This is a genomic window from Intrasporangium sp. Soil_C_50 (assembly GCF_057656595.1).
Genome location: NZ_JBDGKB010000008.1, coordinates 35898 through 61945, shown reverse-complemented (window position 1 = coordinate 61945; position 26048 = coordinate 35898). Strand labels below are relative to the sequence as shown.

At 72.6% G+C, this 26048-nt stretch carries 22 protein-coding genes; 14 read left to right on the top strand and 8 right to left on the bottom strand.

Going from position 1 to position 26048, the window contains the following annotated elements; all coding sequences use genetic code 11:
• Nucleotides 1–8: 8 nt before the first annotated feature.
• Both AC3A5R_RS16210 and AC3A5R_RS16205 read left to right on the top strand, forming a co-directional pair.
• Entirely contained in the window at nt 9–458 is a 450-nt protein-coding gene (locus AC3A5R_RS16210) for a glyoxalase superfamily protein (RefSeq protein ID WP_487621790.1), read from the top strand.
• 9 nt (nt 459–467) lie between these two features.
• Complete coding sequence (locus tag AC3A5R_RS16205; protein ID WP_487621789.1) at nt 468–1832, top strand: AAA family ATPase; 1365 nt, start codon at nt 468–470, stop codon at nt 1830–1832.
• Nucleotides 1833–1877: 45 nt separating this feature from the next.
• Here the strand turns inward: AC3A5R_RS16205 and AC3A5R_RS16200 are convergent, their stop codons facing one another.
• Nucleotides 1878–2402: an SRPBCC family protein gene (locus AC3A5R_RS16200; protein WP_487621788.1), complete on the bottom strand. Its 525-nt coding sequence runs from the start codon at nt 2400–2402 to the stop codon at nt 1878–1880.
• Nucleotides 2403–2492: 90 nt separating this feature from the next.
• Between AC3A5R_RS16200 and AC3A5R_RS16195 the strand changes: the two genes are divergently transcribed.
• The 4 genes from AC3A5R_RS16195 to AC3A5R_RS16180 all read left to right on the top strand — a co-directional run bounded on the left by AC3A5R_RS16195 (nt 2493) and on the right by AC3A5R_RS16180 (nt 6872).
• Entirely contained in the window at nt 2493–2990 is a 498-nt protein-coding gene (locus AC3A5R_RS16195) for a winged helix-turn-helix transcriptional regulator (RefSeq protein WP_487621787.1), read from the top strand.
• 246 nt (nt 2991–3236) lie between these two features.
• Nucleotides 3237–4391: a pyruvate dehydrogenase (acetyl-transferring) E1 component subunit alpha gene (gene pdhA, locus AC3A5R_RS16190; protein WP_323097312.1), complete on the top strand. Its 1155-nt coding sequence runs from the start codon at nt 3237–3239 to the stop codon at nt 4389–4391.
• Nucleotides 4391–5377, top strand: coding sequence for an alpha-ketoacid dehydrogenase subunit beta (locus AC3A5R_RS16185; protein WP_487621786.1), 987 nt, complete (start codon nt 4391–4393; stop codon nt 5375–5377). Before pdhA ends, AC3A5R_RS16185 begins: the two co-directional genes overlap by 1 nt.
• 19 nt (nt 5378–5396) lie before the next feature.
• The gene (locus AC3A5R_RS16180) at nt 5397–6872 is read left to right on the top strand and encodes a dihydrolipoamide acetyltransferase family protein (RefSeq protein ID WP_487621785.1); all 1476 of its coding nucleotides are present in this window, start codon (nt 5397–5399) and stop codon (nt 6870–6872) included.
• A 175-nt stretch (nt 6873–7047) separates the two neighbouring features.
• Here the strand turns inward: AC3A5R_RS16180 and AC3A5R_RS16175 are convergent, their stop codons facing one another.
• On the bottom strand, nt 7048–9180 hold the full coding sequence (locus AC3A5R_RS16175) for an MDR family MFS transporter (protein ID WP_487621784.1): 2133 nt from the start codon (nt 9178–9180) through the stop codon (nt 7048–7050).
• 74 nt (nt 9181–9254) lie between these two features.
• Here AC3A5R_RS16175 and AC3A5R_RS16170 point away from each other — a divergent pair, with 74 nt between their 5' ends.
• The gene (locus AC3A5R_RS16170) at nt 9255–9863 is read left to right on the top strand and encodes a TetR family transcriptional regulator (RefSeq protein ID WP_487621783.1); all 609 of its coding nucleotides are present in this window, start codon (nt 9255–9257) and stop codon (nt 9861–9863) included.
• Between the two features lie 67 nt (nt 9864–9930).
• On the opposite strand, the gene AC3A5R_RS16165 is transcribed toward AC3A5R_RS16170, so the two are convergent.
• Complete coding sequence (locus AC3A5R_RS16165; protein ID WP_487621782.1) at nt 9931–12510, bottom strand: hypothetical protein; 2580 nt, start codon at nt 12508–12510, stop codon at nt 9931–9933.
• Between the two features lie 90 nt (nt 12511–12600).
• The gene (locus tag AC3A5R_RS16160; protein ID WP_487621781.1) at nt 12601–12963 is read right to left on the bottom strand and encodes a TraR/DksA family transcriptional regulator; all 363 of its coding nucleotides are present in this window, start codon (nt 12961–12963) and stop codon (nt 12601–12603) included.
• Between the two features lie 100 nt (nt 12964–13063).
• Here AC3A5R_RS16160 and AC3A5R_RS16155 point away from each other — a divergent pair, with 100 nt between their 5' ends.
• From AC3A5R_RS16155 to AC3A5R_RS16130, 6 genes are all read left to right on the top strand, one after another.
• Entirely contained in the window at nt 13064–14551 is a 1488-nt protein-coding gene (locus AC3A5R_RS16155) for a hypothetical protein (RefSeq protein WP_487621780.1), read from the top strand.
• A gap of 91 nt (nt 14552–14642) precedes the next feature.
• On the top strand, nt 14643–15914 hold the full coding sequence (locus AC3A5R_RS16150; RefSeq protein WP_487621779.1) for an Nramp family divalent metal transporter: 1272 nt from the start codon (nt 14643–14645) through the stop codon (nt 15912–15914).
• 166 nt (nt 15915–16080) lie between these two features.
• The gene (locus AC3A5R_RS16145) at nt 16081–17229 is read left to right on the top strand and encodes an acyl-CoA dehydrogenase family protein (RefSeq protein ID WP_487621778.1); all 1149 of its coding nucleotides are present in this window, start codon (nt 16081–16083) and stop codon (nt 17227–17229) included.
• Nucleotides 17229–18341: an acyl-CoA dehydrogenase family protein gene (locus AC3A5R_RS16140; protein ID WP_487621777.1), complete on the top strand. Its 1113-nt coding sequence runs from the start codon at nt 17229–17231 to the stop codon at nt 18339–18341. The genes AC3A5R_RS16145 and AC3A5R_RS16140 overlap by 1 nt, the downstream gene beginning before the upstream one ends.
• 29 nt (nt 18342–18370) lie before the next feature.
• Entirely contained in the window at nt 18371–19108 is a 738-nt protein-coding gene (locus tag AC3A5R_RS16135) for an enoyl-CoA hydratase-related protein (protein ID WP_487621776.1), read from the top strand.
• 101 nt (nt 19109–19209) lie between these two features.
• Complete coding sequence (locus AC3A5R_RS16130; RefSeq protein WP_487621775.1) at nt 19210–20409, top strand: MFS transporter; 1200 nt, start codon at nt 19210–19212, stop codon at nt 20407–20409.
• Between the two features lie 172 nt (nt 20410–20581).
• Here the strand turns inward: AC3A5R_RS16130 and AC3A5R_RS16125 are convergent, their stop codons facing one another.
• Nucleotides 20582–22315 (bottom strand): MDR family MFS transporter, encoded by a 1734-nt coding sequence (locus tag AC3A5R_RS16125; RefSeq protein ID WP_487621774.1) that lies wholly within the window; start codon nt 22313–22315, stop codon nt 20582–20584.
• Nucleotide 22316: 1 nt separating this feature from the next.
• Nucleotides 22317–22850 (bottom strand): MarR family winged helix-turn-helix transcriptional regulator, encoded by a 534-nt coding sequence (locus AC3A5R_RS16120; RefSeq protein WP_487621773.1) that lies wholly within the window; start codon nt 22848–22850, stop codon nt 22317–22319.
• Between the two features lie 234 nt (nt 22851–23084).
• Here AC3A5R_RS16120 and AC3A5R_RS16115 point away from each other — a divergent pair, with 234 nt between their 5' ends.
• On the top strand, nt 23085–23900 hold the full coding sequence (locus AC3A5R_RS16115) for a GAF and ANTAR domain-containing protein (protein WP_487621772.1): 816 nt from the start codon (nt 23085–23087) through the stop codon (nt 23898–23900).
• A 151-nt stretch (nt 23901–24051) separates the two neighbouring features.
• On the opposite strand, the gene AC3A5R_RS16110 is transcribed toward AC3A5R_RS16115, so the two are convergent.
• Together AC3A5R_RS16110 and AC3A5R_RS16105 are read right to left on the bottom strand one after the other, a co-directional pair.
• Nucleotides 24052–24840, bottom strand: a complete 789-nt coding sequence (locus tag AC3A5R_RS16110; protein WP_487621771.1) for a sigma-70 family RNA polymerase sigma factor — start codon at nt 24838–24840, stop codon at nt 24052–24054.
• A 337-nt stretch (nt 24841–25177) separates the two neighbouring features.
• Nucleotides 25178–26038, bottom strand: coding sequence for a maleylpyruvate isomerase family mycothiol-dependent enzyme (locus AC3A5R_RS16105; protein ID WP_487621770.1), 861 nt, complete (start codon nt 26036–26038; stop codon nt 25178–25180).
• Between the last annotated feature and the right edge of the window lie 10 nt (nt 26039–26048).

Genomic DNA, 26048 nt, shown 5'->3' with positions numbered 1-26048 from the left:
GTGGGTGCATGGACATGAGGCTGGAGCTCGTCATGGTGCCGGTGACCGACGTCGACCGCGCACGCGACTTCTACGTCGACCGGGTCGGGTTCGTGCTCGACCACGACCAGACCGTCAGCGAGGAGGTGCGTTTCGTGCAGCTGACGCCGCCCGGGTCGGCCTGCTCCATCGCCCTCGGCAAGGGCCTCACCGAGATGGCGCCCGGCGCCCTCGACAACCTCCAGGTGGTCATCGCCGACGCCGACGCGGCCCGCGCCGAGCTCGTCGCCCGTGGCGTCGAGGCGTCCGAGGTCGACGACCAGCCGTGGGGCAGGTTCGTCCGCTTCGCCGATCCCGACGGCAACCGCTGGACGCTCCAGCAGCTGCCCGCGTGGTCGACCGGGGCCGGCGGCGACGGCACGAACCCCGAGGGGTGGAGTGCCGGCACCGAGCCCGACGGCGCAGCCGCCGACGCCTGAGGCGCGGGGGTGCTGACGGCCGTCGCGGTCTCGGGTTACCGCTCGCTGCGCGACGTCGTCGTGCCGCTGCACGGGCTCGACGTCGTCACCGGCGCCAACGGCAGCGGCAAGTCGAGCCTCTACCGGGCCCTGCGGCTGCTCGCCGGCTGCGGGCGCGGCGACGTCGTCGGCACGCTCGCCCGCGAGGGCGGCCTCCAGTCCGCGCTCTGGGCCGGGCCGGCGACCCTCGGCGGCGCCCGGCGCGGCCATGCGGTCCAGGGCACGATGCGCAAGGGGCCGATCAGCCTGCAGCTCGGGTTCGCCTCCGACGACTTCGGCTACCTCGTCGACCTCGGCCTGCCCCAGCAGGCCTCGGGCGCCGATGGTTCCAGCGGGTCGGCGTTCCTGCGTGACCCCGAGATCAAGCGCGAGGTGGTCTGGGCGGGGCCGGTCATGCGGCCGGGCTCGGTCCTCGTGCGCCGGCGCTGGGGCGTCGTCGAGACCCGCGCCACCGCGGCCGCCGACGACGACTGGGGCTCCGACTGGGGCGACTCGTCCGACGACGGTGAGTGGGAGTCCGACCCGGTGGCGCGCGCGGGTGGTCGTTCGGGTGGCGGCCGTTCGTCGGGAACGGGTGGCCGCGGCGCGAGGGGCTGGACCGAGCTGACCCGCTCGCTGCGCCCGTGGGAGAGCATGCTCACCGAGCTCGCCGACCCCGACCGTGCCCCCGAGCTGCTCCGGGTCCGGAGGCTCGTGCGCGGGTGGCGCTTCTACGACGGCTTCCGCGCCGACGCCGACGCCCCGGCCCGCCAGTCGCAGGTCGGCACCCGCACGCCGGTGCTGGCCGACGACGGCCGCGACCTCGCCGCCGCCATCCAGACCATCCGCGAGGACGGCCGGGGCGAGCTCGACCGCGCCGTCGCCGACGCCTTCGACGGCGCGATCCTCGACGTCACCGTCGATGCCGGCCGGTTCGACCTCGCGCTGCACCAGCCCGGCATGCTGCGCCCGCTCGGGGTGGCCGAGCTGTCCGACGGCACCCTGCGCTACCTGCTCCTCGTCGCCGCCGTGCTCACCGTCGACCCACCGCCGCTGCTCGTGCTGAACGAGCCCGAGACCTCCCTGCACCCCGACCTCGTGCCCCCGCTCGCGCGGCTCGTGCGACGCGCCGCGGAGCGCACACAGGTCATGGTCGTGTCCCACTCCGGCGCGCTCGTGCGCGAGCTGGGTGCTGATCCCGACGGCGACGACGAGAACGATGAGGACGACGACGTCCCGGTGGGGCTCGGCTCCGCGGCCCGGGTCGTCACCCTGGCCAAGGAGCTCGGCGAGACCGCGGTCGTCGGCCAGGGCCTGCTGTCGACGCCCCCGTGGGCGTGGGGCACGCGACGCTGAGGCCACCCGCCCGGCCGGGGGCCGTCGCACGGGCGGGGGCCGGGATCAGGAGCCGACGGGAACCTCGGCCGTGCCGGCGAGGGCGGCCTCGAGCGACTCCTGGTTGCTGAAGGCGTCGGGCAACCCGGCCCCGGTGCGCACGCGGTCGCGGAGGCTGCCGAGCACGTACTGGCTCCACGCGGTGCGGCAGACGTCGAAGCACTCGTGCCCGGCGTTCAGCCCGACGTGCGTGAAGGTGAGCCTGGTGCGGGCGAGGCCACCGGCGTCGGTGCCGGCCGGTTCGCGCGTGATGTCGAAGCGCACGGTCGTGCCGGTCCACTCCTGCTTGTCCTCGGGGAAGGTCAGGTGGCTGTCGAGGACGAGCCACTCGACGCCAGAGCCGGCGTCGAGGCGCGTCGTGCGGAACTTGCTGAAGTGGATGTCGGGGACGGTGTAGACCCACTCGGCGCCGAGGGTCGTGGTGTCGCCGACGATGCTGCCGGACCACCAGCTGCGCACGTCGGTGACGGCGTCGAAGACCTCCTGCGGAGTCTGCTCGACGGTGAAGCTCATCGTGAGGTCGGTACCCATGGTCGTGCCCTTTCCGAAGTGACTTGCATGATGCAAGTCACGCTAGCGGCATCCACTTTCATGATGCAAGCATTTTGGTAGGCTGGTCCCGTGCTCGGACGGACCTACGACTCCCAGGTGTGCTCCATCGCGCGGGCTCTCGAGTTCGTCGGCGAACGGTGGAGCCTGCTCATCGTCCGCGACGCCCTCTTCGCCGGCGTCACGCGCTTCACCGACTTCCAGCACAACCTCGGCATCGCGACGAACGTCCTGCAGAGCCGCCTCGACGCCTTTGTCGACGCCGGCGTGATGGAGCGCCGCGAGGTGGCCGGTTCGGGCGCCCAGCGCGAGTACGTCCTGACCGACAAGGGCCGCGACCTCGCTCCGACGCTCATCGCGCTGACCGAGTGGGGCGACCGGTGGGCCGCCCCCGGCCAGCCGCCGATCCTCTACGAGCACTCGGGCTGCGGCGACGCCGTCTCCGTGGCGACGGCCTGCGCGACGCACGGCCCGGTGCCTGCGGGCGAGGTCGCCGTGGCGATCGGGCCGGGCATGCCGGCCGACTACCTCGCCGCGCGGCGTCCGCGGCGTGACGCGTCGGGCAGCTGACGCGTCGGTGCGGGAGGCCGCTCTCGGTGCCTGTTCCGGTGACCCACCCGACCGCCATGCGACCACGGGCGGCGGCCCGTCGTCCCGCATTGTGAGATTCGCAGGGCCCTCCGGTACGGTTCGAATCGGAGACCCGCATGTGTTCGCCGTCACCCTCGGCGGGCGTGTGTGACACAGCCGTCGGGCGGGTGACCCCCGTACGCGGCCCGATTCGAAGCCGGACCCTGCTCCGGCGAAGGAGCCCCAGTGAGCGACAAGGTTGTCGCCGAGCTGCAGGAGCCGACCCCCGCGGTCGGCGACGGCGGCCCGGACATGATCCAGCTGCTGACCCCGGAGGGTCAGCGTGTGTCCCACCCCGACTACGACAAGTACGTCGCGGACCTGACAGCCGAGGACCTGCGGAGCTTCTACCGCGACCTCGTCCTCATCCGTCGCCTCGACGCCGAGGGCTACGCGCTCCAGCGCCAGGGTGAGCTCGGCCTGTGGCCGAGCCTGCTGGGGCAGGAGGCCGCCCAGGTCGGCTCCGGTCGCGCGCTCAGGCCGCACGACTTCGTCTTCCCCACCTACCGCGAGCACGGTGTCGGCTTCGTGCGCGGCATGGACCCGCAGAGCTCGCTGCAGCTCTTCCGCGGCGTCAGCCAGGGCGGGTGGGACCCCAAGGAGAACAACTTCCACCTCTACACGATCGTCATCGGAGCCCAGGCGCTGCACGCCACCGGCTACGCGATGGGCGTGAAGATGGACGGCAACGTCGGCACCGGCGACCCCGACCGCGACACCGCCGTCATCTGCTACTTCGGTGACGGCGCGTCCTCGCAGGGCGACGTCAACGAGGCGTTCGTCTACGCCGCGTCCTTCGATGCGCCCGTCGTGTTCTTCTGCCAGAACAACCAGTGGGCCATCTCCGAGCCGGTCACCAAGCAGACGCGCATCCCGCTGTTCCAGCGTGCCCGCGGCTTCGGCTTCCCCGGCGTCCGCGTCGACGGCAACGACATCCTCGCGACGTACGCCGTCACGCAGCACTGCCTCGACGAGGCCCGCAACGGCAACGGCCCGCTGCTCATCGAGGCCTTCACCTACCGCATGGGCGCGCACACGACGGCCGACGACCCGACGAAGTACCGCGTGTCGGCCGAGGTCGAGGAGTGGAAGTTCCGCGACCCGATCCTGCGCCTCAAGACCTACCTGGCCCACGAGGGCATGGCCGACGACGAGTTCTTCGCCCGCGTCGACACCGAGGCCGACCAGTTCGCCGCCGAGCTGCGCGAGGGCTGCATCACGATGGAGACGATGGCCGGCAGCACGATGTGGGACCACGTCTACGCCGAGGACCACCCCGTCATGGAGGCGGAGCGTGCCGCCTACCTCGCGTACAAGGCGAGCTTCGAGGAGGCGAACTGATGGCGCTCGAGAAGGTCACCCTCGGCAAGAGCATCACCAACGGCCTGCGCAAGGCCATGGAGGCCGACCCCAAGGTCGTGCTCATCGGTGAGGACATCGGCAAGCTCGGTGGCGTCTTCCGCATCACCGAGGGCCTGCAGAAGGACTTCGGCGAGGAGCGCGTCATCGACTCCCCGCTCGCCGAGTCCGGCATCGTCGGCACGGCGATCGGCATGGCGCTGCGCGGCTACCGCCCCGTCTGCGAGATCCAGTTCGACGGCTTCGTCTACCCGGCCTTCGACCAGATCGTCTGCCAGGTCGCCAAGATGCATGCCCGTGCCCTGGGCGCGGTGAAGATCCCCATGGTCATCCGCATCCCGTTCGGCGGCGGCATCGGCAGCCCCGAGCACCACTCGGAGAGCCCCGAGGCCTACTTCGCCCACACCGCCGGCCTGCGCACCGTCGCGTGCAGCAACCCCGAGGACGCCCACTGGATGATCCAGCAGGCCATCGAGTGCGACGACCCGGTCATCTTCTTCGAGCCGAAGCGTCGCTACCACGACCGCGCCGAGTACGACACGGCCGCGACGTCCGCGCCGCGCAGCCTCTTCGAGGCCAACGTGCTGCGTGAGGGCACCGACGTGACGCTCGTCGGCTACGGCCCCGTCGTCAAGACGATGCTCGAGTCGGCGGCCGCGGCCGAGGCCGAGGGCACGAGCATCGAGGTCATCGACCTGCGTTCGCTCTCGCCGCTGCCGATCGACGCCGTCGTCGCTTCGGTGAAGAAGACGGGGCGTCTCGTCGTCGTCCACGAGGCGAGCACGTTCCTCGGCATGGCGTCCGAGATCTCCGCCCAGGTCACCGAGCAGTGCTTCTACGAGCTCGAGGCGCCGGTTGTGCGGGTCGGCGGTGCGAACATCCCGTACCCGCCGAGCCGGATGGAGGAGGAGTTCCTCCCCGACCTCGACCGCATCCTCGACGGCGTCGACCGCGCTCTCGCGTACTGACCGAAAGAGACTGTCACACATGGCAATCCGTACGTTCAAGCTCCCCGACCCCGGTGAGGGGCTCGTCGAGGCCGAGATCGTCGAGTGGCGGGTCAAGCCCGGCGACACGGTCAAGGTCAACGACATGGTGCTCGAGATCGAGACCGCCAAGTCGCTCGTCGAGCTGCCGATCCCGTGGGCCGGCACCGTCAAGGACCTCCTCGTCGAGGTCGGCCAGACCATCGACGTCGGCACCCCGATCATCACGATCGAGGACGGCACGGCCGAGGAGCCGGCGCCGGTCGCGCCCGGCATCCCCGGCGAGACGGCCGAGCCGGCCGGTGGCTCAGGCGGCGAGGCGATCCTCGTCGGCTACGGCGCCAAGGCCGGTGCCACGGCGCGTCGCCCGCGCAAGGCGGCTGGTGCGTCAGGTGCCGCCCCGATCGCCCGCACCACGGCCCCCACCGAGACCGAGCAGGTCGCGGCGGCGGCCCCCGTCGCCGAGCCGGTCGCCCCGGCCGCTCGCGTCGAGTCCCCGGCGCCGGCTCCCGCGGCCCCTGCCGCCCCGGTGGCCCGCGAGGGACGGCCGAAGGCCAAGCCTCCGGTGCGCAAGCTCGCCAAGGACCTCGGCGTCGACCTCTGGACGGTCGCCGGGTCCGGCCCCGAGGGCGTCATCACCCGTGACGACGTCAACGCGCACGCGTCGGGTGCCGTGAACGGCGCTGCGGCACCGGGGGCCCCGGCTGTCGGCGGCGTCGCGGCTGCCGCGTCGGCCCCCGCGCCGCCGTTCGGTACGGGCGAGCGCGAGACGCGCCTCCCGATCAAGGGCGTGCGCAAGATGACGGCGCAGGCGATGGTCGGCTCCGCGTTCACGGCGCCGCACGTCACCGAGTGGATCACCATCGACGTCACGAAGACGATGGAGCTCGTCGACCGCCTCAAGGGCCATCGCGAGTTCCGCGACGTCAAGGTGACGCCGCTGCTCGTCCTGGCCAAGGCGCTGACGCTCGCGATCAGGCGCAACCCGGGCATGAACGCCACGTGGGACGAGGCCGCCCAGGAGATCGTCCAGAAGAACTACGTCAACCTCGGCATCGCGGCCGCCACGCCGCGCGGGCTCATCGTGCCGAACATCAAGGACGCGCACGCGCTGACGATGCTCGAGCTCGCCCGCGCCATCGGCGAGCTGACGGCGACGGCCCGCGAGGGTCGCACCCAGCCGGCCGAGATGTCGGGCGGCACCATCACGATCACCAACGTCGGCGTCTTCGGCGTCGACAGCGGCACGCCGATCATCAACCCCGGCGAGTCGGCGATCGTGTGCTTCGGCGCGATCCGCAAGCAGCCGTGGGTCGTCACCGACGCCGACGGCAACGACGAGATCGCGGTGCGCCACGTGACGCAGCTGGCCGTGAGCTTCGACCACCGCCTCATCGACGGTGAGCTCGGCTCGCGGTTCCTGTCCGACCTCGCGGCGATCCTGCAGGACCCGGCCCAGGCCCTCGTCTGGGGCTGACCGACCCCACCACGCTCAACCGTCGAGTGGCCACGAATGGTGGCCTCTTGACCGTCGAAGGGCCGCGAATGGTGGCCGGCTGACACACGAGAGGCCAGATCCCGGACAGGGATCTGGCCTCTCGACGCGCCGGGGCCAGCCGAACATGGCCTCTCGACGGTGGGGGGTGACGGGGTCAGCGGGCCGAGGCGGCCTCCTGCTCGACGCGTCGGGCCTGCTGACGGTCGACGAGGTAGGCGGCCGTCAGGTCGTCGCCGACCCGCTCGAGCATCCGGACGTCGACGGCCTCGTACCGCTCCGCGACGGTCGGCTCGACGGTCGTCATGACCTCGTGGGCATCGCGCTCGGCGATGGCCGTGGCGAGCTCGCGCTTGAGAGCCTCGTCGAGCACGCCGCCCTCGGCCTTGGCCCGTGCCGCGACCTCGACGGCAAACCGCTCGGTGTCGGCCGCGATCGACGGGTCCTCGGTCGTGAGCATCCGCGCCGTCCGGTGCAGCAGCGCCGCCCCCGCGTCGAGGTCGCCCTCGCCGATCCGGACCACGGCCCGCGTCAGCAGTGGTCGGTCGCCGCGCAGTGCGGTGTCGGCGAGCAGCGCCAGGCGCAGGCCGAGCAGGCGCTCGTGGGTGCGGGTGTTGCCGGCCTCGCGGCCGAGCGGCACCTTGAGCTCGTCGTCGGGCGCCGACTGGGACAGGGTGTCGAGCATCTCGATGCCGGCCTCGTCGGGCGTGTGGACGGTGTCGCGCAGCGGCAGCTCCTTGATGAAGAGGGCGGCCAGCAGTGCCAGGGCGAAGGGGACCAGGCCCCAGACGAACACGGTGTGCAGCGAGTCGGCCAGACCCTGCTGGACGCCGTGCACGATCTGCGGCGGCAGCTTCGACAGGGCCGACGGGTCGAGCACCGAGCCAGCGCTGATCTGCTGGCCCGAGGCCTTCATCTGCTCGACGACCTGGGCCGGCAGGTGCGAGGCGATGTTCGCCGCCAGACCGCTCGTCATGATCGTGCCGAACACCGCGGTGCCGACCGTCGAGCCGACGTTGCGGAAGAACTGCGTGGACGCCGTGGCCACGCCGAGGTCCTTGCGCTTGGCGGAGTTCTGGATGATCAGCGTGAAGACCTGCAGGGCCATGCCGAGGCCGATGCCGAAGACGATCATCGACAGCGTCAGCTCGACCTGGCTCGAGCCGTAGTGCAGCTGGGTGAGCAGCCAGAAGCCGACGCCCATGATCAGGATGCCGAGGATCGTCTGCAGCTTGTACCTGCCGGTCTTGGTGATGACGAGGCCGGACACGATCGACAGGCCGATCATGGCCACCGACATCGGCATGAGGATGAGGCCGGAGTTGGTGGCCGACACGCCGAGGACGCCCTGGGCGTAGACCGGCAGGTAGATCATCGCGCCGAACATCATGACCGAGACCATGAAGGCCGCGATGTTGGACAGCGTGAAGAGCGGGCTGCGGAAGAGGCGCAGCGGCAGGACCGGCTCGACGGCCTTGCGCTCGATGGCGATGAAGGCGCCGAGCGCGATGATGCCGGCGACGTACATGCCGATGATGGCGGGGGAGCCCCAGTCGAGCGTCGTGCCGCCGAGCGAGGTGGGCACGAGCAGGAGGATGAGCGTCAGCGACAGGACGCCGATGCCGGCCTTGTCGACGACGGACTCGCGCGGCGTGTGCTCGAGGTGCAGGAAGCGGCTGATGCCGAAGAACGCGAAGACGCCGACGGGCAGCGTGATGAAGAAGAGGTAGCGCCAGCCCCAGTGGTCGGTGACGAAGCCGCCGACGAGCGGGCCCAGGATCGAGGCGAGGCCGAAGACGCCGCCCATCAGGCCCTGGTACTTGCCGCGCTGACGCGGCGGGATGATGTCGCCGATGATCGTCTGCGACAGCGGCATCAGGGTGCCCATGCCGGCGCCCTGGATGGCGCGGGCGGCGATGAGCCACCAGAAGTTCTGCGCGAAGCCGGACAGGATCGAGCCGGCCATGAAGACGACGAGCCCGCCGAGGTAGAAGCCGCGGCGGCCGTAGAGGTCGCTCATCTTCCCGACGATCGGCACCGTGATCGCGCTGACGAGCATGGCGGCGGTGGCGAGCCACGAGTAGTGGTCGATGCCGCCGAGCTCGGCGACGATGCGCGGCATCGCGGGCCCGACGATCGTCTGGCTGATCGACGCGACGAGCATGCCGAGCATGAGCGCGATGAAGATGTTGCGGGTGGAGCGGTCGAGTCCGGGCGCCTCGGTGGCGGTCGTCGAGCCGGCTGGTGCGGTCGCGGTGTCCGTGGCTACCCCCTGGGTCTTCTGTGGCATGAGCGCTACGGTACGCCGATTGTGCAGTCACTGCAAAATTGCAGTCCATGCAGTGATCGTGACACCATGAGGGCATGAGCACGACGACGCTGACCGACGACGGCTGCGGCCTGAGGGAGCGCAAGAAGCGGGAGACCCGCCGCGCCATCAACCTCGCGGCCCTCGAGCTCGTCGAGGAGAGGGGCTTCGCCGCGGTCACCACCGAGGAGATCGCCACGCGCGCCGGCGTCAGCGCCCGCACCTTCTTCAACTACTTCCCCTCCAAGGAGGCCGCCGTCATCGGCACGACGGCCGAGGAGCTCGAGTCCTACGCCGGGCAGCTCGAGGAGGCCACTGACGGCGAGACGCCGCTCGAGTCGCTGCGCCGCATCCTCGCCGGCATGCTCGCCCCGGCCTCGGTGGACCGCGAGCTCCGGGCCAAGCGCCGCCGCATCCTGCTCGGCGAGCCGTCGCTCGCTCCCGCCCTCGTCGGCAACAACATCCGCATCGAGAACGCCCTGACCGCGGCGCTCGAGCGCCGGCTCGGCCTCGCGCCCGGCGAGTCCCTCCAGCCGCGGGTGACGGTGGCGGTGGCCATCGCCGCGGTCCGGGCCTGCATCGAGCACCAGCAGGCCGGGGGTGGCGGCCGTCTCGAGCGCAACATCGATGCCGCCTTCGACTTCATCGGCGCCGGGATCGCCTGAGCCGCAGCCGGTTTCCGCCTCCCGAGGCGGGCACGTCCCGGGTGGAGCTGCGTCTGGTGAATGCGCGTCAGGCGAGGCCGCTGCGGACCGCGACCGCGGCCGCCTCTGCGCGGCCGTGCAGCCCAAGACGGGCGTAGAGCGCGGCGGCGTCGTCGGTCAGCGCGGCGAGCTCCAGCCCCGACGCGTCGCCGATCTCCGACAGGAGACGTCCCGAGCCGAGGGCGCTGAGCAGGTGCACCTCGGCCGCGGAGAGCGGCACCTCGCCGCCGGGGCGACCCTGCGTCGACGCGGGCGGGCCGGCGGGGGCGGCGGGCTGGCCGCCCGCGATGGCGGTGACGTAGGCGAGCACCTCCGCGTGGGCGGTCGCCGGGTCGAGGAGGGAACCCTCGAACGCCTGGCGGTCGAAGACGTCGGCGCCGAGTCGCTCGCGCAACACGGCAACCGACCGCTCGTAGGCCGCTGCCTTGCCCGGCGGGAGGCCCGCCAGCAGGACCGGGAGCACCGGCATGGCGATGCCGTGGAAGCGTGCCGCCGACACCAGGTCGCCCTGCGCCGCAGCCATGCGTGAGGCGACGAGGTAGGAGTAGGCGACCGTCGTCCACGCGGACAGGCGCCACACGAGCTCGAGTCGGGTGCGCGTCCAGCGGGCCGCCCCCACGATGTCGCCGTCGTGCAGGGCTCGGCTCGCCAGCTGGCCGAGGATGAGCGAGCGCGACGCGGCGTCGCCCGCCTCGGTGGCCACGGTGAGCAGCTCGGGCAGCGTCGGCACCTCAGGGCTCGGCCGGCCCGACGCGTCGCGCGCGCCCGGCAGGCCGATGCCCGGCGGCACCGAGTGCAGGAGGGTCCCGGCGGCCACGACTGACTGCCGGTCCCCGGAGGCGCGCCCGCGACGCAGGGCCGACAGACCGAGCTGGGCCGCGCCCGCCGCGTCTCCGCCCTGGCTCAGGAGCGTGGCGCGCCAGGCCTCGAAGCGCGCGACCCACCGCTCGTGGTGGAGGTTCGTGGCCACCTCGAGGCCCTCGACGACGCAGCGGTGGGCGAGGATCGCGTTGCGGTGCAGGGGTGCGGTGCGGGCCACGGCGTCGAGCCCGCGGAGCAGTCGCAGCCGGTCGGGCGTGTGCCGGGCGCGGTCGATGCCGGCGAGCATGTGGGGCAGGGCCTCGTCGACGCGCTCGAGCGCATCGGCGCCCTCGAGGGCCAGGGTGCCCGACCAGATCTCGGCGTCGGCGAGCAGGCCCTCGTCGACCGGTTGCGTGGCCAGCTCGCCGAGCAGCTCGTCGAGGACGCCGCGCAGGTTGCCGCGCTCGCCGACGGTGCGGCTCAGCAGGGCCAGGTCGACGGCGAGCCGCAGGGCCGTGGCGTGGTCGGGGCCGGCGCGCAGCCAGGTCAGCGCCGCGCTGAGGTCGGCGGACACGGGCTCGAGCAGCGCCAGGGCCTCGGGCTCGCGGGCGTCCGCCGCGATGAGGGCCGCCCGGCGGGCCAGTGCGGCGTGGTGCGCGGCATGACGGTCGAGCACGGCGCCGCCGGCACCCGTCTGGTCGAGCAGCTCGGCCGCGAGCTCGGCCGCGACCGGATCGAGCGCGAACCGGGCCCGGTGGTCCGGCCGGGCGCCCCCGGAGGCCACGGCGGCCGGGGCGGCCGGCGCCGCCGAGAGGGCCGCGTCGTCACTGGTGACGTAGGAGGCGAGGTGCAGGTCGACGAGGGTGTCGAGGGCGTCCACGAGCCGCGCCAGCGGCAGGTCGGACACGGCGCACGCGGCGTCGAGGTCGAAGGGCCCGCGCAGCGTCGACGCGTCGCGCAGCAGCTCCTGGGCGTCCGGCGACAGCGTCGCGTACGACAGCTCGAGGGCGGTGCGCACGCCGCGCGGTTCGGTGCGCCTCATCGACAGCAGCGAGACGCGGGAGGACCCACCGCGCAGCAGCCCCGCGACACCGTCGATGCCGAGGGCCCCGGCGCGCGCGGCGGCGAGCTCGAGGGCGAGTGGCAGTCCGCCGACGCCACGGCACACCTCGGCGGCGTCGCGGACGACGTCGTCGGTCGGTTCGAGGTGGGCGTCGACGAGGGCGACGCGGTCGAGCAGGAGCTCGACGGCAGGGTGGCGGCGCAGCGCGTCCGGGTCTTCCCCCTGGCGCGGCGGGTCGAAGGCCAGCACCGCGACCTGCTCCGCGCCGGGCCACGAGGCCGGGCGACGGCCGATGATGACGACGGCGAGGCCGGGGCAGGTGTCGACGAGCCGGTCGGCGTCGTGGACGAGCTGGCGCTCGGCGAGCAGGGCGTGGGGCCCCGCACCGTCGGGCGGGTCGACGACGACGAGCAGCCGTCGCTCGCCGATCGCGGACGCGAGCCGGTCGACGTCGTAGGGCTCGAGCACGCCGAGGTGGCTGGCGAGGCCGCGACGCAGGCCCGGCCCGCCCCGCACGGCCAGCGTGACCGACGCGTCGTAGGCGTCGCCCAGCTGCTCGGCGGCCGCCGCGACGAGCGTCGACGTGCCGACGCCGAGCGGGCCGTGGACGACGACGCGACGCGCGCCCCCCGGGTCGAGGGCCGTCACGAGGGCCTCGACCTCCTCGACCCGGCCGTGGATCCCGTGTCCGGGGTGCACGACGAGGCGCGCGGCATCTCGCCGCGACCGTCCCGGCTCGCTCATCCGACCTCCGCGGACCAGCGTCGCAGAAGCGGGCCTCCGGCGGGGCCGTTTCGCGGAGAGCAAGGAGCCGTCGGTGCCGTTCCTCCTCGTTCAGGCGGGGCGGCGTGCTGCGACGTGCTCGACGCACCGCGTCGCGGTCGGCCGGGCCTCGAGCCGGGCCGCCGGGATCGGACGGCCGCACACCTCGCAGCGCCCGTAGGTGCCCTCCGCCACCCGGGCGAGGGCGGCGTCGATGTCGGTCAGGTGTCCTTCGGCCTGCTCGACGAGGGCGCCGAGCTGGGTGCGCTCGTAGGCGATCGTCGAGCCCTCCGGGTCGTGCTCGTCGTCGGGGTTCGTGCCCTCGGCGGCGTCGACGACACGGATGAACTCGCTGCGCAGGTCGGCGAGACGCTGCTCGGTGGCCTCGCGGTCCTCGGCGAGCAGCTGCTGCGGTGTGGTGATGAGCTCGTCCACCCCATCATTCTGCGTCGCCGGCCCCGGCTCGTCCGCGCATTGTCGTGACATCGGCACGTCCGGGGCGGACACCGGCCACGGGCACCGGCAGGATGGCCGCATGAGCGACTCCGACACCCAGCGCGGTGTGGTCTTCCCGTCCGACCCGGCGACCGGCCGGCGCAGCACGACGCTGGTCGGGCGCGCCGTCGTCGCCGAGGCCCTTCGGGCCCACGACCCGGTCGGCGCGGCGTCGGCCGAGCGCGAGACGAGCTGGCGCCAGGGGTACCTGCCGCACTTCCGCCGCCTCGTCGAGGCAGGGCTGGTGTCCGACGCCGCGGCCGTCGGGATCGCCCGTGACGGGCTCGCCTCGCTGCACGGCCGGATGTGCTGGGCCGGGGCCGAGGGCGACGTGCCGCTGGCCGACGCGTTCTCCCCTCGGGACGCGGAGGGTGCCGCGCCGCCGCTCGGGTCCGAGACCCTGCGCGGCGAGGGGGAGGTCGAACGTGCCCTCTCGCTGCCCTACGGCGGGGAGCGCCTGACCGGTGACGCCCTGCGCCGCCGGCTCGACGCGTGGGTGGAGGCCGGCACGGTCGAGCCGTCGTGCGCCGAGGCGGTCGGACGCGTCGTCGACCACCCGGAGTGGCTCGACCTGCGCGACCACACCGTCGTCGTCCTGGGAGCCGCGGCCGAGATGGGCCCGCTGCGGTCCCTGCTGCGGTGGGGCGCGAACGTCGCAGCCGTCGACCTCCCGCGGAACGACCTGTGGGACAGGCTGATCGGGGACACGCGTCGGCTCGCGGGCTCGATGACCGTGCCCGTCCGAGGGGGCGACGGCGCGCTGGCGGCCCGGGCCGGCGGTGACCTCGTGCACGACCTGGCGGCCGTCACGGAGTGGGTCACCGGTCTCGACGCGTCGGAGCGCCTCGTCATCGGCAACTACGTCTACGCCGACGGCGCCACGAACGTGCGCGTCTCGACCGCCGTCGATGCCCTGACCGAGCGGGTCGTCGCCCAGCGTGGGCACGAGGCCGTCGCGCTCGCCTTCCTCGCCACCCCCACCGACGTCTTCGCGGTCCCGGCCGAGGCCGTCGAGAGGTCGGTGCGCAGCTACGCCGAGCGACGCACCTCGAAGCTGCTCCGCGTGCCCCTGCGCACCGTCAGCGGGGGACGGCTGCTGCGCCGCAACTACGTGCCCGGCCAGGACCCCGGCATCAACGACAGCGTCGTGCTCCAGCAGGGTCCGAACTACCTCCTGGCCAAACGGCTCCAGCGCTGGCGGGCCACGGCCCACCGCGCCGACGGCGGGCTCGTCTCGTTCAAGGTGGCACCGCCGACGCGCACCCGGTCGGTCGTCAAGAACCGCGCGCTCGCCGCCGCGTACGCCGGGGCCCACCGGTTCGGCATCGAGGTGTTCGAGCCCGGCACGGCCAACACCCTCATGGCGGCGCTGCTCGTCCACGACCTGCGCACCGGGGCGCCGAGCCATGGCCACCCCTGGCAGGACGAGGCCTACGCCGCGGCGCACGGTGGGCTCTGGACCTCGGCCTACGACCCGCGCAGCGCCCTCGGCATCGCGGCACTCCTCGGCTTCGCCTCCGCCCGCTGACGCGTCGGTCGACCCGACGCGTCCTGTGGTGTCGGTCTCGACGCCGGCCGGGAGTTGGCGTGGGGGCGCGGGAGGCCCGATGCTGTCCTTCATGAACGAGCGGGTGGCGCAGGAGCCGCGCCGGGTCGCCGACCGGGCCGCCGATCGGGGCGTGCGCGGGCTCGGCGGCACGTTGCGCTCGCCCCGCACGCTCGTGCCCGCGCTGCTCGCCGCGATCGCCTACGTCGACCCGGGCAACTTCGGCGTCAACATCACCTCGGGTGCCGAGCACGACTACGGGCTCGTCTGGGTCGTCGTCTTCGCCAGCTGCTCGGCGATGGTCATCCAGTACCTCGCCGCCAAGCTCGGCATGGTCACCGGCAAGAGCCTGGCCGAGCACAGCTCGGAGCGGTTCCCCGGCGTCGGGCGGTTGCTGCTCTGGGCCCAGGCCGAGCTCGTCGTCATCATGACCGACCTCGCCGAGATCGTCGGGGGCGCCATCGCGCTGCGGCTGCTCTTCGGCATGCCGCTCGTGGCCGGGGCCGTGTGCGTCACGTTCTTCAGCCTGGTCGTGCTCGCCCTCAAGGTCCGCGGTCGCAGCCACTTCGACTCCGTCGTGCTCGTGCTGCTCGTCGTCATCATCGGCTCGCTCGTGTGGCAGGTGACCGTCGCCGAGGTCGACAGCGCCGGCCTGCTGCGCTCGCTCGTGCCCGGTCCGCTCGACGGGTCTGCGGCGCTGCTCGCCGTCGGCATCGTCGGCGCCACGGTCATGCCGCACGCCCTCCACTTCCACTCGGCCGCCTCGCGCGGGCACGACGACGGCGCGCCAACGCCCTCGCAGGCCGAGCGGCTGCGGTCCGGGCGCCGTACGGTCCACAGCGTCGTCATCGCCATGACGATCGCGGGCATCGCCAACGTCAGTCTCGTCGTCTTCGCCGCGGCCCTGCCGACGACCGCGGGCGCGAGCATCGAGACGGCCTACGCCGCGCTCGGCGCGAGTGCGGGCGACATCGCCGCGACGATGCTCGCGGTGGCGCTGCTCGCCTCCGGCCTCGCCTCCACGCTCGTCGGCGTCCAGACCGGTGACGTCGTCATGCAGGGGTTCGGACGCCGACCCATCCCCCCGTTGCTGCGCCGCCTCCTCGCCGTCGTGCCGGCCCTCGTCATCCTCGGCGTCGGTGTCGAGCCGACCGACGCGCTCGTGTGGAGCCAGGTCATCCTGTCGTTCGCCCTGCCCGGCACTCTGGTGCCCCTGCTCCTCTTCACCCGCGACCGACGCCTCATGGGCGTCCTCGTCAACCACCGCGTCACGACCGCGGCGGCCACCCTGATCACCGCCGTCATCGTCGGCCTCTGCGCGTACCTCGTCGTCAGCGGCGCGTGACGCCTGAGGCCCCGTGCTCACTCGACGCAGTGGGCGAGCGGACCTCTCTTCCGTCGAGTGAGCACTGCGTCACTCCTGCCCCACGCGTCGCGAGCGACCCGGCCCGGCGGGCGCGTGAGCGTGTGGGAGAGTGACCCCTGACCCGGCCCGACCGACGGAGGTGAGCATGGCGACCCGACTCGTGCCCCCCGGCGTGCGCGAGCTGCCCGCGCTCACCGACCTGCGTCTCGAGGTGCGCGCCTTCCTCGCCGAGCAGGTACGCGCCGGCGTCTTCGTGCCGCACGTCGACACGTGGCTGACCCGCTGGGACCGCGCGTTCACCCGCGAGCTCGGTCGCCGTGGCTGGCTCGGGATGGTCATCCCCACCGAGTACGGCGGCCAGGGCCGCACCTACCTCGAGCGGTTCGTCGTCACCGAGGAGCTGCTCGTCGTCGGCGCGCCGGTCGCGGCCCACTGGATCGCCGAGCGGCAGATCGGCCCGTCGCTGCTGCGCTACGGCACCGAGGAGCAGAAGCGGGCCTTCCTGCCGCGGATCAGCAGTGGCGACGTCGTCTTCGGTATCGGCATGAGCGAGCCCGACTCCGGCTCCGACCTCGCCAGTGTCCGCACCCGCGCCGACAAGGTCGAGGGTGGGTGGCGCGTCACCGGCACGAAGGTGTGGACGTCCGGCGCCCACGAGGCCGACGCGTTCTTCGCCCTGTGTCGCACGTCGCCCCTCGACCCCGAGCACCGGCATGCCGGCCTGAGCCAGGTCATCGTCGACCTGCACGACCCCGACGTCCACATCCGGCCGATCCTGTCGATGGGCGGCGACCACCACTTCAACGAGGTGCACCTCGACGGCGTCTTCATCCCCGACGACCGCGTTCTCGGCGAGGTCGGGGACGGCTGGCGCCAGGTCGGCTCCGAGCTCGCCTACGAGCGCAGCGGGCCCGAGCGCGTCCTGTCCACCTTCCAGCTGCTCGCCGCCGCGGCCCAGGCGATGGGAGACGGCGGGCTGCCGACCGACGCCGGTCTCGGCCGTCACGTCGCACGCGTCGCGGGGTTGCACCACCTGTCGTTCTCGGTGTCCACGGCCCTCGAGGCGCACGAGCCGGCCGACGTGCCGGCCGCGCTCGTCAAGCTGCTCGGCACGACGACCGAGGGCGACATCGCCGACTTCGTCGACCTGCTGACGGCCACCGGGTGGGTCGAGGACGAGGAGCTCTACACGCTCCTGCACGCCGCGATCCTCCAGCGCCCCGGTTTCACGTTGCGAGGCGGCACGAACGAGATCCTGCGCGGCGTCGTGGCCCGCGGGCTGGGGATGCGCTGATGTCCGACGTCACCGGGAACGACCGGCGCACAGCGGGGTTCGCGCACCTGGCTGCGCCGTCGGCCGCCGACCCGGACGTCGTCGCGATGCTGACCGACCTCTTCGACGACTACCGCGCGACGCGTCCGGCTCCGGGCGCCACCGTCGACCTCGACCGCAGCCTGTGGGCCCGCCTCGAGGACCTTGGCCTGACGCGTCTGACCGGCAGCGAGGCCTCCGGCGGCAGCGGCGCCGGCTGGCTCGAGGCGGCCGCGCTCCTCGGGCTCTCCGCCGCCGCGGGCGCCCCGGTGCCGGTGGCCGAGCACGACGTCCTCGGCGGCTGGTTGCTCGAAGCGGCGCAGCTGCCCAACGACGGCGGCATCCGCACGGTCTGCCGCCCGGACCCCTCCGGTGTCGCCCTCAACGTCACCTGGGCGCGCGACGCGTCGCGGATCGTGGCGCTGTGGGAGGACCGCGACGAGTGGCGGGTCGCCGACGTCCCGCTCGACCGGGTCGGGCTCGAGGAGGGTCGCAACCTCGCGGGCGAGCCGAGCGACACCGTCGAGTTCGACCTGCTCGACCTCGAGGACGGCATCGTCGTCGCTCACGAGATCGGCGAGCAGTTCCACTACCGCGGCGCGCTCGCGCGGTCGGCCCAGGTGGTCGGCGCCATGGAGCGCGTCCTCGACGTCGTGCTCGCCCACGTGCGCGACCGCGTGCAGTTCGGTCGCCCGATCGGACGCTTCCAGGCCGTGCAGCACCTCGTGTCCGACATCGCCGCGGAGACCGCCCTGGCCCGGGCTGCCACCGACGCCGCCGTGGCCCGGGCCGCCGCGTCGGACTGGCAGGACCGCGGCATGCTCTTCGCCGTCGGCGTCGCCAAGTCGTGCGTCGGCCACGGTGCGTCCGTCGTCGTGCGCAACGCGCACCAGGTGCTGGGCGCCATCGGCACCACCCTCGAGCACGAGCTCCACACCCTGACCAAGCCGATGCTGGCGCGGCGCAGCGAGTACGGCTCGGTGCACGAGTGGGACGAGACGCTCACGACGCTCGCGACCTCGGCCGGCCGGGACCGGCTCTGGACCCTCGTCACGACCGGTCGCGCCAAGAGTGCCGCCCGTACAGACAGCTGAACCGCACTGGTGCCGAAGGAGATCCTCCGATGACTGAGATCCGCTACGAGGTGTCCGAGGGCGTCGCCCTCATCACCCTCGACGCGCCGGAACGTCGTAACGCGCTGTCGGTGGAGATGTCCGTCGAGCTCGCCGACGCCGCCCGCACCGCCGAGGCCGACGCGTCCGTCGGGGCCGTCGTCATCACCGGCGGCGAGCACTTCTGTGCGGGCGCGGTGCGAAGCGTCCTCGCCGACACCGGCGCAGACCCCGTGGCCGACGACGCCTACCGCAACCTCGAGACCGTCTACGCGGCGTTCACGACCGTCGGAGGCATCGGCGTCCCCACGGTGGCCGCGGTGCGCGGCGCGGCAGTGGGCGCAGGACTCAACCTCGCCCTCGCCACCGACCTGCGCATCGTGTCGCGCACGGCGCGCCTGCTGCCCGGCTTCGCCCAGATCGGCATCCACCCCGGCGGCGGCCACTTCACGCTGCTCAACCGGGTCGCGGGCCGCGAGGCTGCCGCGGCGCTCGGTCTCTTCGGCGCGGAGGTCGATGGGCGGCGCGCCGTCGACCTCGGCCTCGCCTGGGCCGCCCACGACGACGCCGACGTCGAGCAGGAGGCGCTCGCCATGGCCCGACGCGTCGCCCGCGATCCGGCCCTGGCGCGGCGGACGGTCGCCAGCTTCCGCCGCGAGACCGCTCCCGGCGGCCTGCCGTGGGACGTCTCGGTCGAGCTCGAGCGCTCGCCGCAGATGTGGTCGCTGCGACGTCGTCACGGTCACTGACCCTCGCCCGATCACGCGCGGGCCGCGCCCCGGGTTTCGGCACCGCGGTCCGCTTGGTGGCAGGATGGCGAGGTTGCCGTCGCCCACCGAGGAGGAGTTCCGTGCTCGCGTCCTACCGACCTCTCTTCGAGGTACCGGGCGCCCGCACCTTCATCACCGGAGGGATGATCGCCCGCACCGCGGGCTCGATGTTCGGTGTCGCCGTCGTCGCGATGGTCGCCGCCCGGTCCGGCTCCTACGAGCTGGCCGGTGCCGTCGTCGCCGTCGGCATGGTGGCCCTCGCGCTCTTCGCGCCCTTCCTCGGCCGCCTCGTCGACCGGTACGGGCAGCGTCGGATCGCCATCCCGTTCTTCCTCTTCTCCGGGTTCTGGGCGGTCATGACCATCGTCGTGTCGATGAAGGGCTGGCCCTCGTGGCTGCTCTTCATCACCTTCCCGCTGTGCGGCGCCATCCCGAACATGGGCACCATGGCCCGGGCGCGGTGGACGCACATCTTCGCCCACGACCCCCGGTCCCTGCACTCGGCGATGTCGTTCGAGCAGGTCATGGAGGAGCTGACGTTCGTCATCGGGCCGGTCGTCGCGATCTGGCTGGCGTCCGCGTGGTTCCCGGAGGCCGGGTTCGTCGTCGCCACCATCGCCTACGGCGTCGGGGTGCTCATCTTCATCTCGGCGCGCTCCACCGAGCCCCCCGTCGTGCCGCACCACCAGCGTCCGGAGGGCCACGCCCACCACAACCCCGGCCTCATCCCGCTCGCCTTCATCATGGTCATGACCGGCGCGATCTTCGGCGTCAACGAGGTCGTCACGCTCGCCGTCGCCCAGGACCACGGCGCCAAGGGTGCGGCGGGCGCCATCCTGGCCCTCTACGCGGTGGGCTCGGGCCTGGCCGGCCTCGTCTTCGGGCACGTGTCGCACGGTCGCAACCTCGTCAAGCTGCTGATCCTCGGCACCCTCGGCATGGGGGTGCTCGAGGCGCCGCTGCTCTTCGCCCCCAACCTGTGGGTGCTCGCCGGGCTCATGGTCATCGCCGGCATGGCGACCGCCCCGACGCTCATCACGACGATGAACCTCATCGAGCGGATCGTGCCCAAGGCCCAGCTCAACGAGGGCATGACCATCGTCCTCACCGGCCTCATCATCGGCATCGCCGCGGGGTCGGCGGTCTCCGGCGCCGTCGTCGACCGCGTCGGCGCCGCGCACGGCTACTGGGTCGCCGTCGTCGCCGGCGGTTTCGCCTTCGTCATGGCCCTCGGCACGCGCGCCTTCCTCAGCCGTCGCGAGCTGCACAACCTCCGCTGAAGCGTCCCCCCCCGACGCGTCCGGCCCTCCACCGTCGAGAGGCCACGACGGGCTGCCCCGGACACGTCGAAAGGCCACCTCTCTGGACGAGAGGTGGCCTTTCGAGGGTCACGCGACGGCCACTCGTGGCCTGTCGACGGTCAGCCGACGGCCACTCGTGGCCTGTCGACGGTCAGTGGCCGGCGGCGGCCACGGGAGCGGACTCGGCGTCGCCCTGCTGGGCACCCTGCTGACCCGGGCTGGGGCCGAGGTCGACGTGCGGCAGGAACAGTGAGGCGATGAAGGCGAGCACGAGCACGCCCGAGGCGACGAGGAACACGACCGACATGGCGTCGGAGAAGCCGACGAGGAACGGGTGGGCGAGGCGCGGGTCGAGCTGGTTGATGAACGAGCTGTCCTGCAGGGCCGAGGAGCCCGCACCGCTGCCGCCACCCTTCTGCACGCCGGCGACGAAGGCCGCATTGGCCTGCGGGTCGCCGCCCGTCGGGTTGCGCACCGCCGCGATGAACTCCGGCGACCTGGCCGCGGACTGGAACGCCTCGGCGATCTTCGTGCCGGCCTGCGAGAACAGGATGGACAGGAACACGGCGGTGCCGAGCGTGCCACCGATCTGTCGGGTGAAGGTCGCGGACGACGTCGCCACCCCGATGTCACGCCGCGGGACGGCGTTCTGGACGGCGAGCGTGAGCGGCTGGAAGTTGAAGCCGAGGCCGATGCCGAAGAAGAACATCCCGATCATCGTCTTCCACAGCGGGGTGTCGGCCCCGATGTAGTGGAAGCCGAAGAGCGCCGCGACGAGGATCGCCGAGCCCACGATCGGGAAGATGCGGTAGCGCCCGGTGCGCGAGATGGTCTGGCCGGAGAAGATCGAGCCGAACATGATGCCGCCGGTCATCGGCAGCAGCATGAGGCCGGCCTCGGTCGGCGTCGCGCCCTTGACGATCTGGAGGTAGAGCGGGAGGGCAGCGAGGCCACCGAACATGCCCATGCCGATGAAGACCGAGCTGACCGACGCGGCGGCGATGGTGCGGTTGCTGAAGAGCCGCAGCGGGATCAGCGCCTCATCGCCCATGTTCCGCTCGATGAGGAAGAACGCGACAGCACCGACGAGGCCGATGGCGTAGCAGAGGATCGAGGTGGCCGACCCCCAGCCCCAGCCGCGACCCTGCTCGGCGACGATGAGCAGCGGCACGAGCGCGACGGACAGCGTGGCCGCGCCCCAGTAGTCGATGCGGTGGTCGAGGCGGTGGTGCCGCAGGTGCAGCGTGCGGCTCACCACGACGAGCGCGATGATGGCGATCGGCACGTTGACGAGGAAGACCCAGCGCCAGCCGGTGATGCCGAGGATCGTCGCCTGGCCGGCGAGGAGGCCGCCGACGACGGGGCCGATGACGCTCGAGGTGCCGAAGACGGCGAGGAAGTAGCCCTGGTAGCGGGCCCGCTCGCGCGGCGGCACGATGTCGCCGATGATCGCGAGCGCCAGCGAGAAGAGGCCGCCGGCGCCGATGCCCTGGACGGCGCGGAATGCCGCGAGGGCCGGGATCGACCAGGCGAGCGTGCAGAGCATCGAGCCGATCGTGAAGATCGAGATGGCGAAGAGGAAGAGCTTCTTGCGCCCGTAGATGTCGCCGAGCTTGCCGTAGAGCGGCGTCGCGATGGTGGCCGTGATGAGGTACGCGGTGGTCACCCAGGCCTGGCCGGCGAGGTCGTTGAGGTCGTCGGCGATGACGCGCATGGCGCTCGCGACGATCGTCTGGTCGAGGGCGGCGAGGAACATCCCCAGCATCAGACCGATGAGGATCGTGATGATCTCCCGGTGTGACAGCGGCGGGTGGTCGGCGGTCCCCGCCGGGGCGCTGGCCGGGGTGCGTGCCGCGCCGCCCGGCTCGGCGGTGGTGTCGGACATGTCAGTCCTTCCTGGACATCTGGTCGGTGGCACCGGCCGCCCTGGGGGCGGCGGCGTAGGGCATCGGCGGCAGGGAGGCGCCCCGCGCGCGCAGGTTGGCGTCGAGCGCGTCGGCGAGCTCGTGCAGGTCGGTGACGAACGAGTCCGCCCGGGCGCCGTCCCAGGACTCGAGGAGCCCCTGGAACCACGTCGACCGGGTGGACTGGATGTGGTCGAGCACGGCGTGCCCCTCGTCGGTGAGGGACACGACCAGGGCACGCCCGTCGTGCGGGTCGGCCGTCTTGACGAGCAGACCGCCGGCGACGAGCGTGCTGACCTGGCGGCTCACGGTCGACACGTCGTTGTGCAGCGTCGTGGCGAGGTCGGAGATCCGCACGGGCTCTGCGGACCCGGCTACGACGAAGAGGACGGGGTAGGCGGTGGTGTCGACGGCCTCGTGGACGCGTGGCGCGGCGTTGCGGGCCGCGAGGAGCAGCTTCTGGACCCGCAGCAGCGCGACGAAGACGTGGTTCGCCTCGTCCTTGTCGACGGTCACCGCGACCGCCCCCATTTGCTTGTTTGCACCAAGCAAGTATTCGCCGCAGTGGTGCCGGTGTCAAACCACTGTCTCTCGGGCGCAGCCACTGCAGGCCGCTCCGAGGTCCCGACGGGCGCGCCGTGTGGTTGTCTGTGCGCACACGCCTCGGGGGAGGTGTCAAAATGTCTGCGCCGCCTCAGTGTTCGGAAGGGAGCATGCCGCGGCGAAAGTCCAAACCCCTCAGGGAGAGCCATGGCAGCCGACGTCCCCGCCGACGTCCCCGTCGACCTACCGACCCCGGACGCGTCCGTCACCGACCTGCCCGAGCCGGACCCTGCCATCGCCGAGGCGACGAGGCAGGACGAGTCCGTGCAGGAGGCGTTCCGCCAGCTGTCCGCGCTCATCTACTCGGGCGCCGACGCGGGGTCGATCCACCACGCCCTCGTCGACGCCGCGGTGCGTCTCATCGACGGCTGCGACCGGGCCTCCCTGCTCATGCGCTCCCACGACCGGTACCTCACGGCGGCCTCCACCGACGACATCGCCCGGCGCATCGACCAGATCGAGCTCGAGGTCGGCGAGGGTCCGTGCGTCGACGCCATCCTCGACGAGGCCTACCAGCACGACCCCGACCTCACCGACGCCGTGACGCCGTGGCCGCGCTTCACCGAGCGCATCGTCGCCGAGACCCCGGTGCGCTCCGCGGTCGGCTACCGGCTGCTGCTCGAGGGTGACAAGGTCGGCGCGCTCAACCTCTTCTCCGACACCCCGGGCGGCCTGACCGGCGCCTCGGCCGACGTCGGGGCCGTCATCGCCTCCTTCGCGACCGTCGCCCTCATGGCGATCCGGGCGCGCGAGGAGGCCGCGACGCTGCGCCAGGGCCTGCAGAGCAACCGCGAGATCGGCAAGGCCGTCGGACTGCTCATGGCCGCGCACCACATCAACGGCGACGACGCGTTCGCGCTGCTGCGCCGAACGTCGCAGGAGCTCAACATGAAGCTCGCGCACGTCGCGACGCAGGTCATCCAGGGCCAGGAGTCGCAGTTCCCGGCGACGCCGCAGGCCTGAGCGTCGGTCCGGACACACATCGGTCGACGCGTCCGCACGAACCGGACGCGTCGACCGTGGTGGACGGGGGTGGGGCTAGGGCCCGCCCCCGTGCGCGGGAAGCCGCGGGACAGCCGAGGTGTCGGGGCACGAACTCCGTGCCCGGGTGCCCTCAGGCGCTCGCGACGCCCTCGGCGTCGAGCTGGCGACGCAGGGACTCGAGGATCCGCCGCAGCAGGCGGCTGACCTGCATGGCCGACAGGCCCATCGACTCGGCGATCTCGGCCTGGGTCATGTCGTCGACGAAGCGGCGCTCGATGATCTCCTGGTCGCGGGCTGGCAGCCGTTCGATGGCGGAGCGCACGACGATGGAGTCGTCGAGCGCCGGGTCGGCGCCGGTGTCGCCACGGGCGTCGATGAGGTCGAGGACGGGCCGGCCGCCCTCGTTCGTCGTGACGTCGAGCGAGGCCGGGCGCAGGTTCGACGCGGCGACCTGCGCCTCCTTGACCGACTCGACGGGGATGGCGAGCTCCCGGGCGAGCTCGTCGACGTCCGGGTCGTGACCGAGGACCTGCTCGAGACGCGAGCGGGTGTCGGTGACGAGCTGGCGGCGTTCCTGCAGCTCGCGCGGCGGCCGGACGAGCCAGCCGAAGTCGCGGAAGTACCGGCGCAGCTCGCCGGTGATCGTCGGCGTCGCGTAGGCGCCGAACTCGGTGGGCTTGTCGAGGTCGAAGCGCTGGACTGCCTTGAGCAGGGCCAGGAAGGCCACCTGCTCGAGGTCCTCTCGGTCCAGGCCCTTGCCCGAGTAGCGGTGGGCGAGCGACCGTGCGAGCGGCATGTGCAGTCTTGTGACAGCCTCGAGAGCGTCGTTCCGTTCGGACGCGGAGTCCGAGGTGCGGAAGGTCGTGATCAGCTCTCGCGTGCGTGCGTCCTTGCGCGGACCAACCTTGGCGTCGGTCATGGCAATCCTCCATGGGATGTCCTGATGCGGCGCTGGCTTGACCGACTGCCTCGACGTTAAACCCTTGTCCAAGGTTTGGCAAGGCCGGGTCTGGGCTGCTTCGGTCGTTCCGGGCGGAGTCGGGATGTGCCCGTTCGTGCTCAAAACAGGCGAATTCGACCGCATGTCAGTGGGATTCGACGGTGACGCCACCCGCGGTGGCGCGTCCAAGGATTGTCGAGAGTTTGCGCAGGTTCTGCGTCACTTCCGGCGCCGTCCACGTCCGGGTGTCGCACGCCTGTCCAAGGTTGGACGGCATCCGGGGTGGGGCCGTCCAGGGTTGGGCGTTCCCCGACGCTCAGTGCGTCAGGACGAGCGCCCCGAGGACGCGTCGGGCGATGACGTCGTCGCCGTGCACCGTGAAGTGGAGGTCGTCGACCTCGCGGCGGCCGGCCGCGCGACGGGTCAGGGCGTCGGTCGTCAGCTGGATCGTCGTGACGTCGAGCTGCTCGTCGCCGTCGGGGCGGTCCTGGCCGCTGAACAGCGCCTCGCCGAACGGGCGCCCGTCCTCGCCCGTGCACACCCGGACCCCGCCCCGCGCCTGGACCGGGCCGGTCACGTCGAGGACGACCGCGTGCCCGGGCTCGACGCCGGCCACCCGCGCCGCGACCCGGGGGAGGGCGTCGAGGATCTCCTGGGTGAAGACGGCCGCCGAGGGGGAGTCGAGGTCGCCGGGGCGGTCGAGGGCGCCCCGGATGTCCTGCTCGTGGCACCAGAGGTCGATGATCCGACGCCGCAGCTGGAGGCCGAACGTGGCCTCGGGACCGAAGAAGCCGCCGATGACCGTGTCGAGGTCGGTGTCCGCGGACCGCAGCCCCGCCATGCGCTCGGGGTGGAACTCGGCGAGCTCGGCGACGACCTCGCGGCCCGATACGGCACGGCGGCTCTCGACGTCCTGCTCGGTGAGGCGGCCCATGTCGTTGCGGATGTGTGGGTAGTCGGGCACCTCGATGCGCGAGCGTCGCACTCCCGCAAAGGACTTCTCCGCTCCGACGACGTGCGAGAACTGGTCCTTGACGGTCCAGCCCGGGCACTCGGTGTCGCGGTCGAAGTCCTCGTCTCGGCAGGCGTACCCGAGGTCGATGATCGACAGGACGGTCTGGTCGAAAGCATCGAGGAGGCCATCGCGGTCGACGGGAGCGGCCGGGTGCATGGGCATGTGTCCACAC

Coding starts and splice junctions, on each gene's coding strand:
- AC3A5R_RS16155 (WP_487621780.1), top strand. CDS start 13,064: ATGAGCGACTCCGACACCCAGCGCGGTGTGGTCTTCCCGTCCGACCCG.
- AC3A5R_RS16210 (WP_487621790.1), top strand. CDS start 9: ATGGACATGAGGCTGGAGCTCGTCATGGTGCCGGTGACCGACGTCGAC.
- AC3A5R_RS16175 (WP_487621784.1), bottom strand. CDS start 9,180: ATGCCACAGAAGACCCAGGGGGTAGCCACGGACACCGCGACCGCACCA.
- AC3A5R_RS16180 (WP_487621785.1), top strand. CDS start 5,397: ATGGCAATCCGTACGTTCAAGCTCCCCGACCCCGGTGAGGGGCTCGTC.
- AC3A5R_RS16170 (WP_487621783.1), top strand. CDS start 9,255: ATGAGCACGACGACGCTGACCGACGACGGCTGCGGCCTGAGGGAGCGC.
- AC3A5R_RS16200 (WP_487621788.1), bottom strand. CDS start 2,402: ATGGGTACCGACCTCACGATGAGCTTCACCGTCGAGCAGACTCCGCAG.
- AC3A5R_RS16145 (WP_487621778.1), top strand. CDS start 16,081: ATGGCGACCCGACTCGTGCCCCCCGGCGTGCGCGAGCTGCCCGCGCTC.
- AC3A5R_RS16105 (WP_487621770.1), bottom strand. CDS start 26,038: ATGCCCATGCACCCGGCCGCTCCCGTCGACCGCGATGGCCTCCTCGAT.
- AC3A5R_RS16110 (WP_487621771.1), bottom strand. CDS start 24,840: ATGACCGACGCCAAGGTTGGTCCGCGCAAGGACGCACGCACGCGAGAG.
- AC3A5R_RS16125 (WP_487621774.1), bottom strand. CDS start 22,315: ATGTCCGACACCACCGCCGAGCCGGGCGGCGCGGCACGCACCCCGGCC.
- AC3A5R_RS16150 (WP_487621779.1), top strand. CDS start 14,643: ATGAACGAGCGGGTGGCGCAGGAGCCGCGCCGGGTCGCCGACCGGGCC.
- AC3A5R_RS16165 (WP_487621782.1), bottom strand. CDS start 12,510: ATGAGCGAGCCGGGACGGTCGCGGCGAGATGCCGCGCGCCTCGTCGTG.
- AC3A5R_RS16185 (WP_487621786.1), top strand. CDS start 4,391: ATGGCGCTCGAGAAGGTCACCCTCGGCAAGAGCATCACCAACGGCCTG.
- AC3A5R_RS16135 (WP_487621776.1), top strand. CDS start 18,371: ATGACTGAGATCCGCTACGAGGTGTCCGAGGGCGTCGCCCTCATCACC.
- AC3A5R_RS16140 (WP_487621777.1), top strand. CDS start 17,229: ATGTCCGACGTCACCGGGAACGACCGGCGCACAGCGGGGTTCGCGCAC.
- AC3A5R_RS16115 (WP_487621772.1), top strand. CDS start 23,085: ATGGCAGCCGACGTCCCCGCCGACGTCCCCGTCGACCTACCGACCCCG.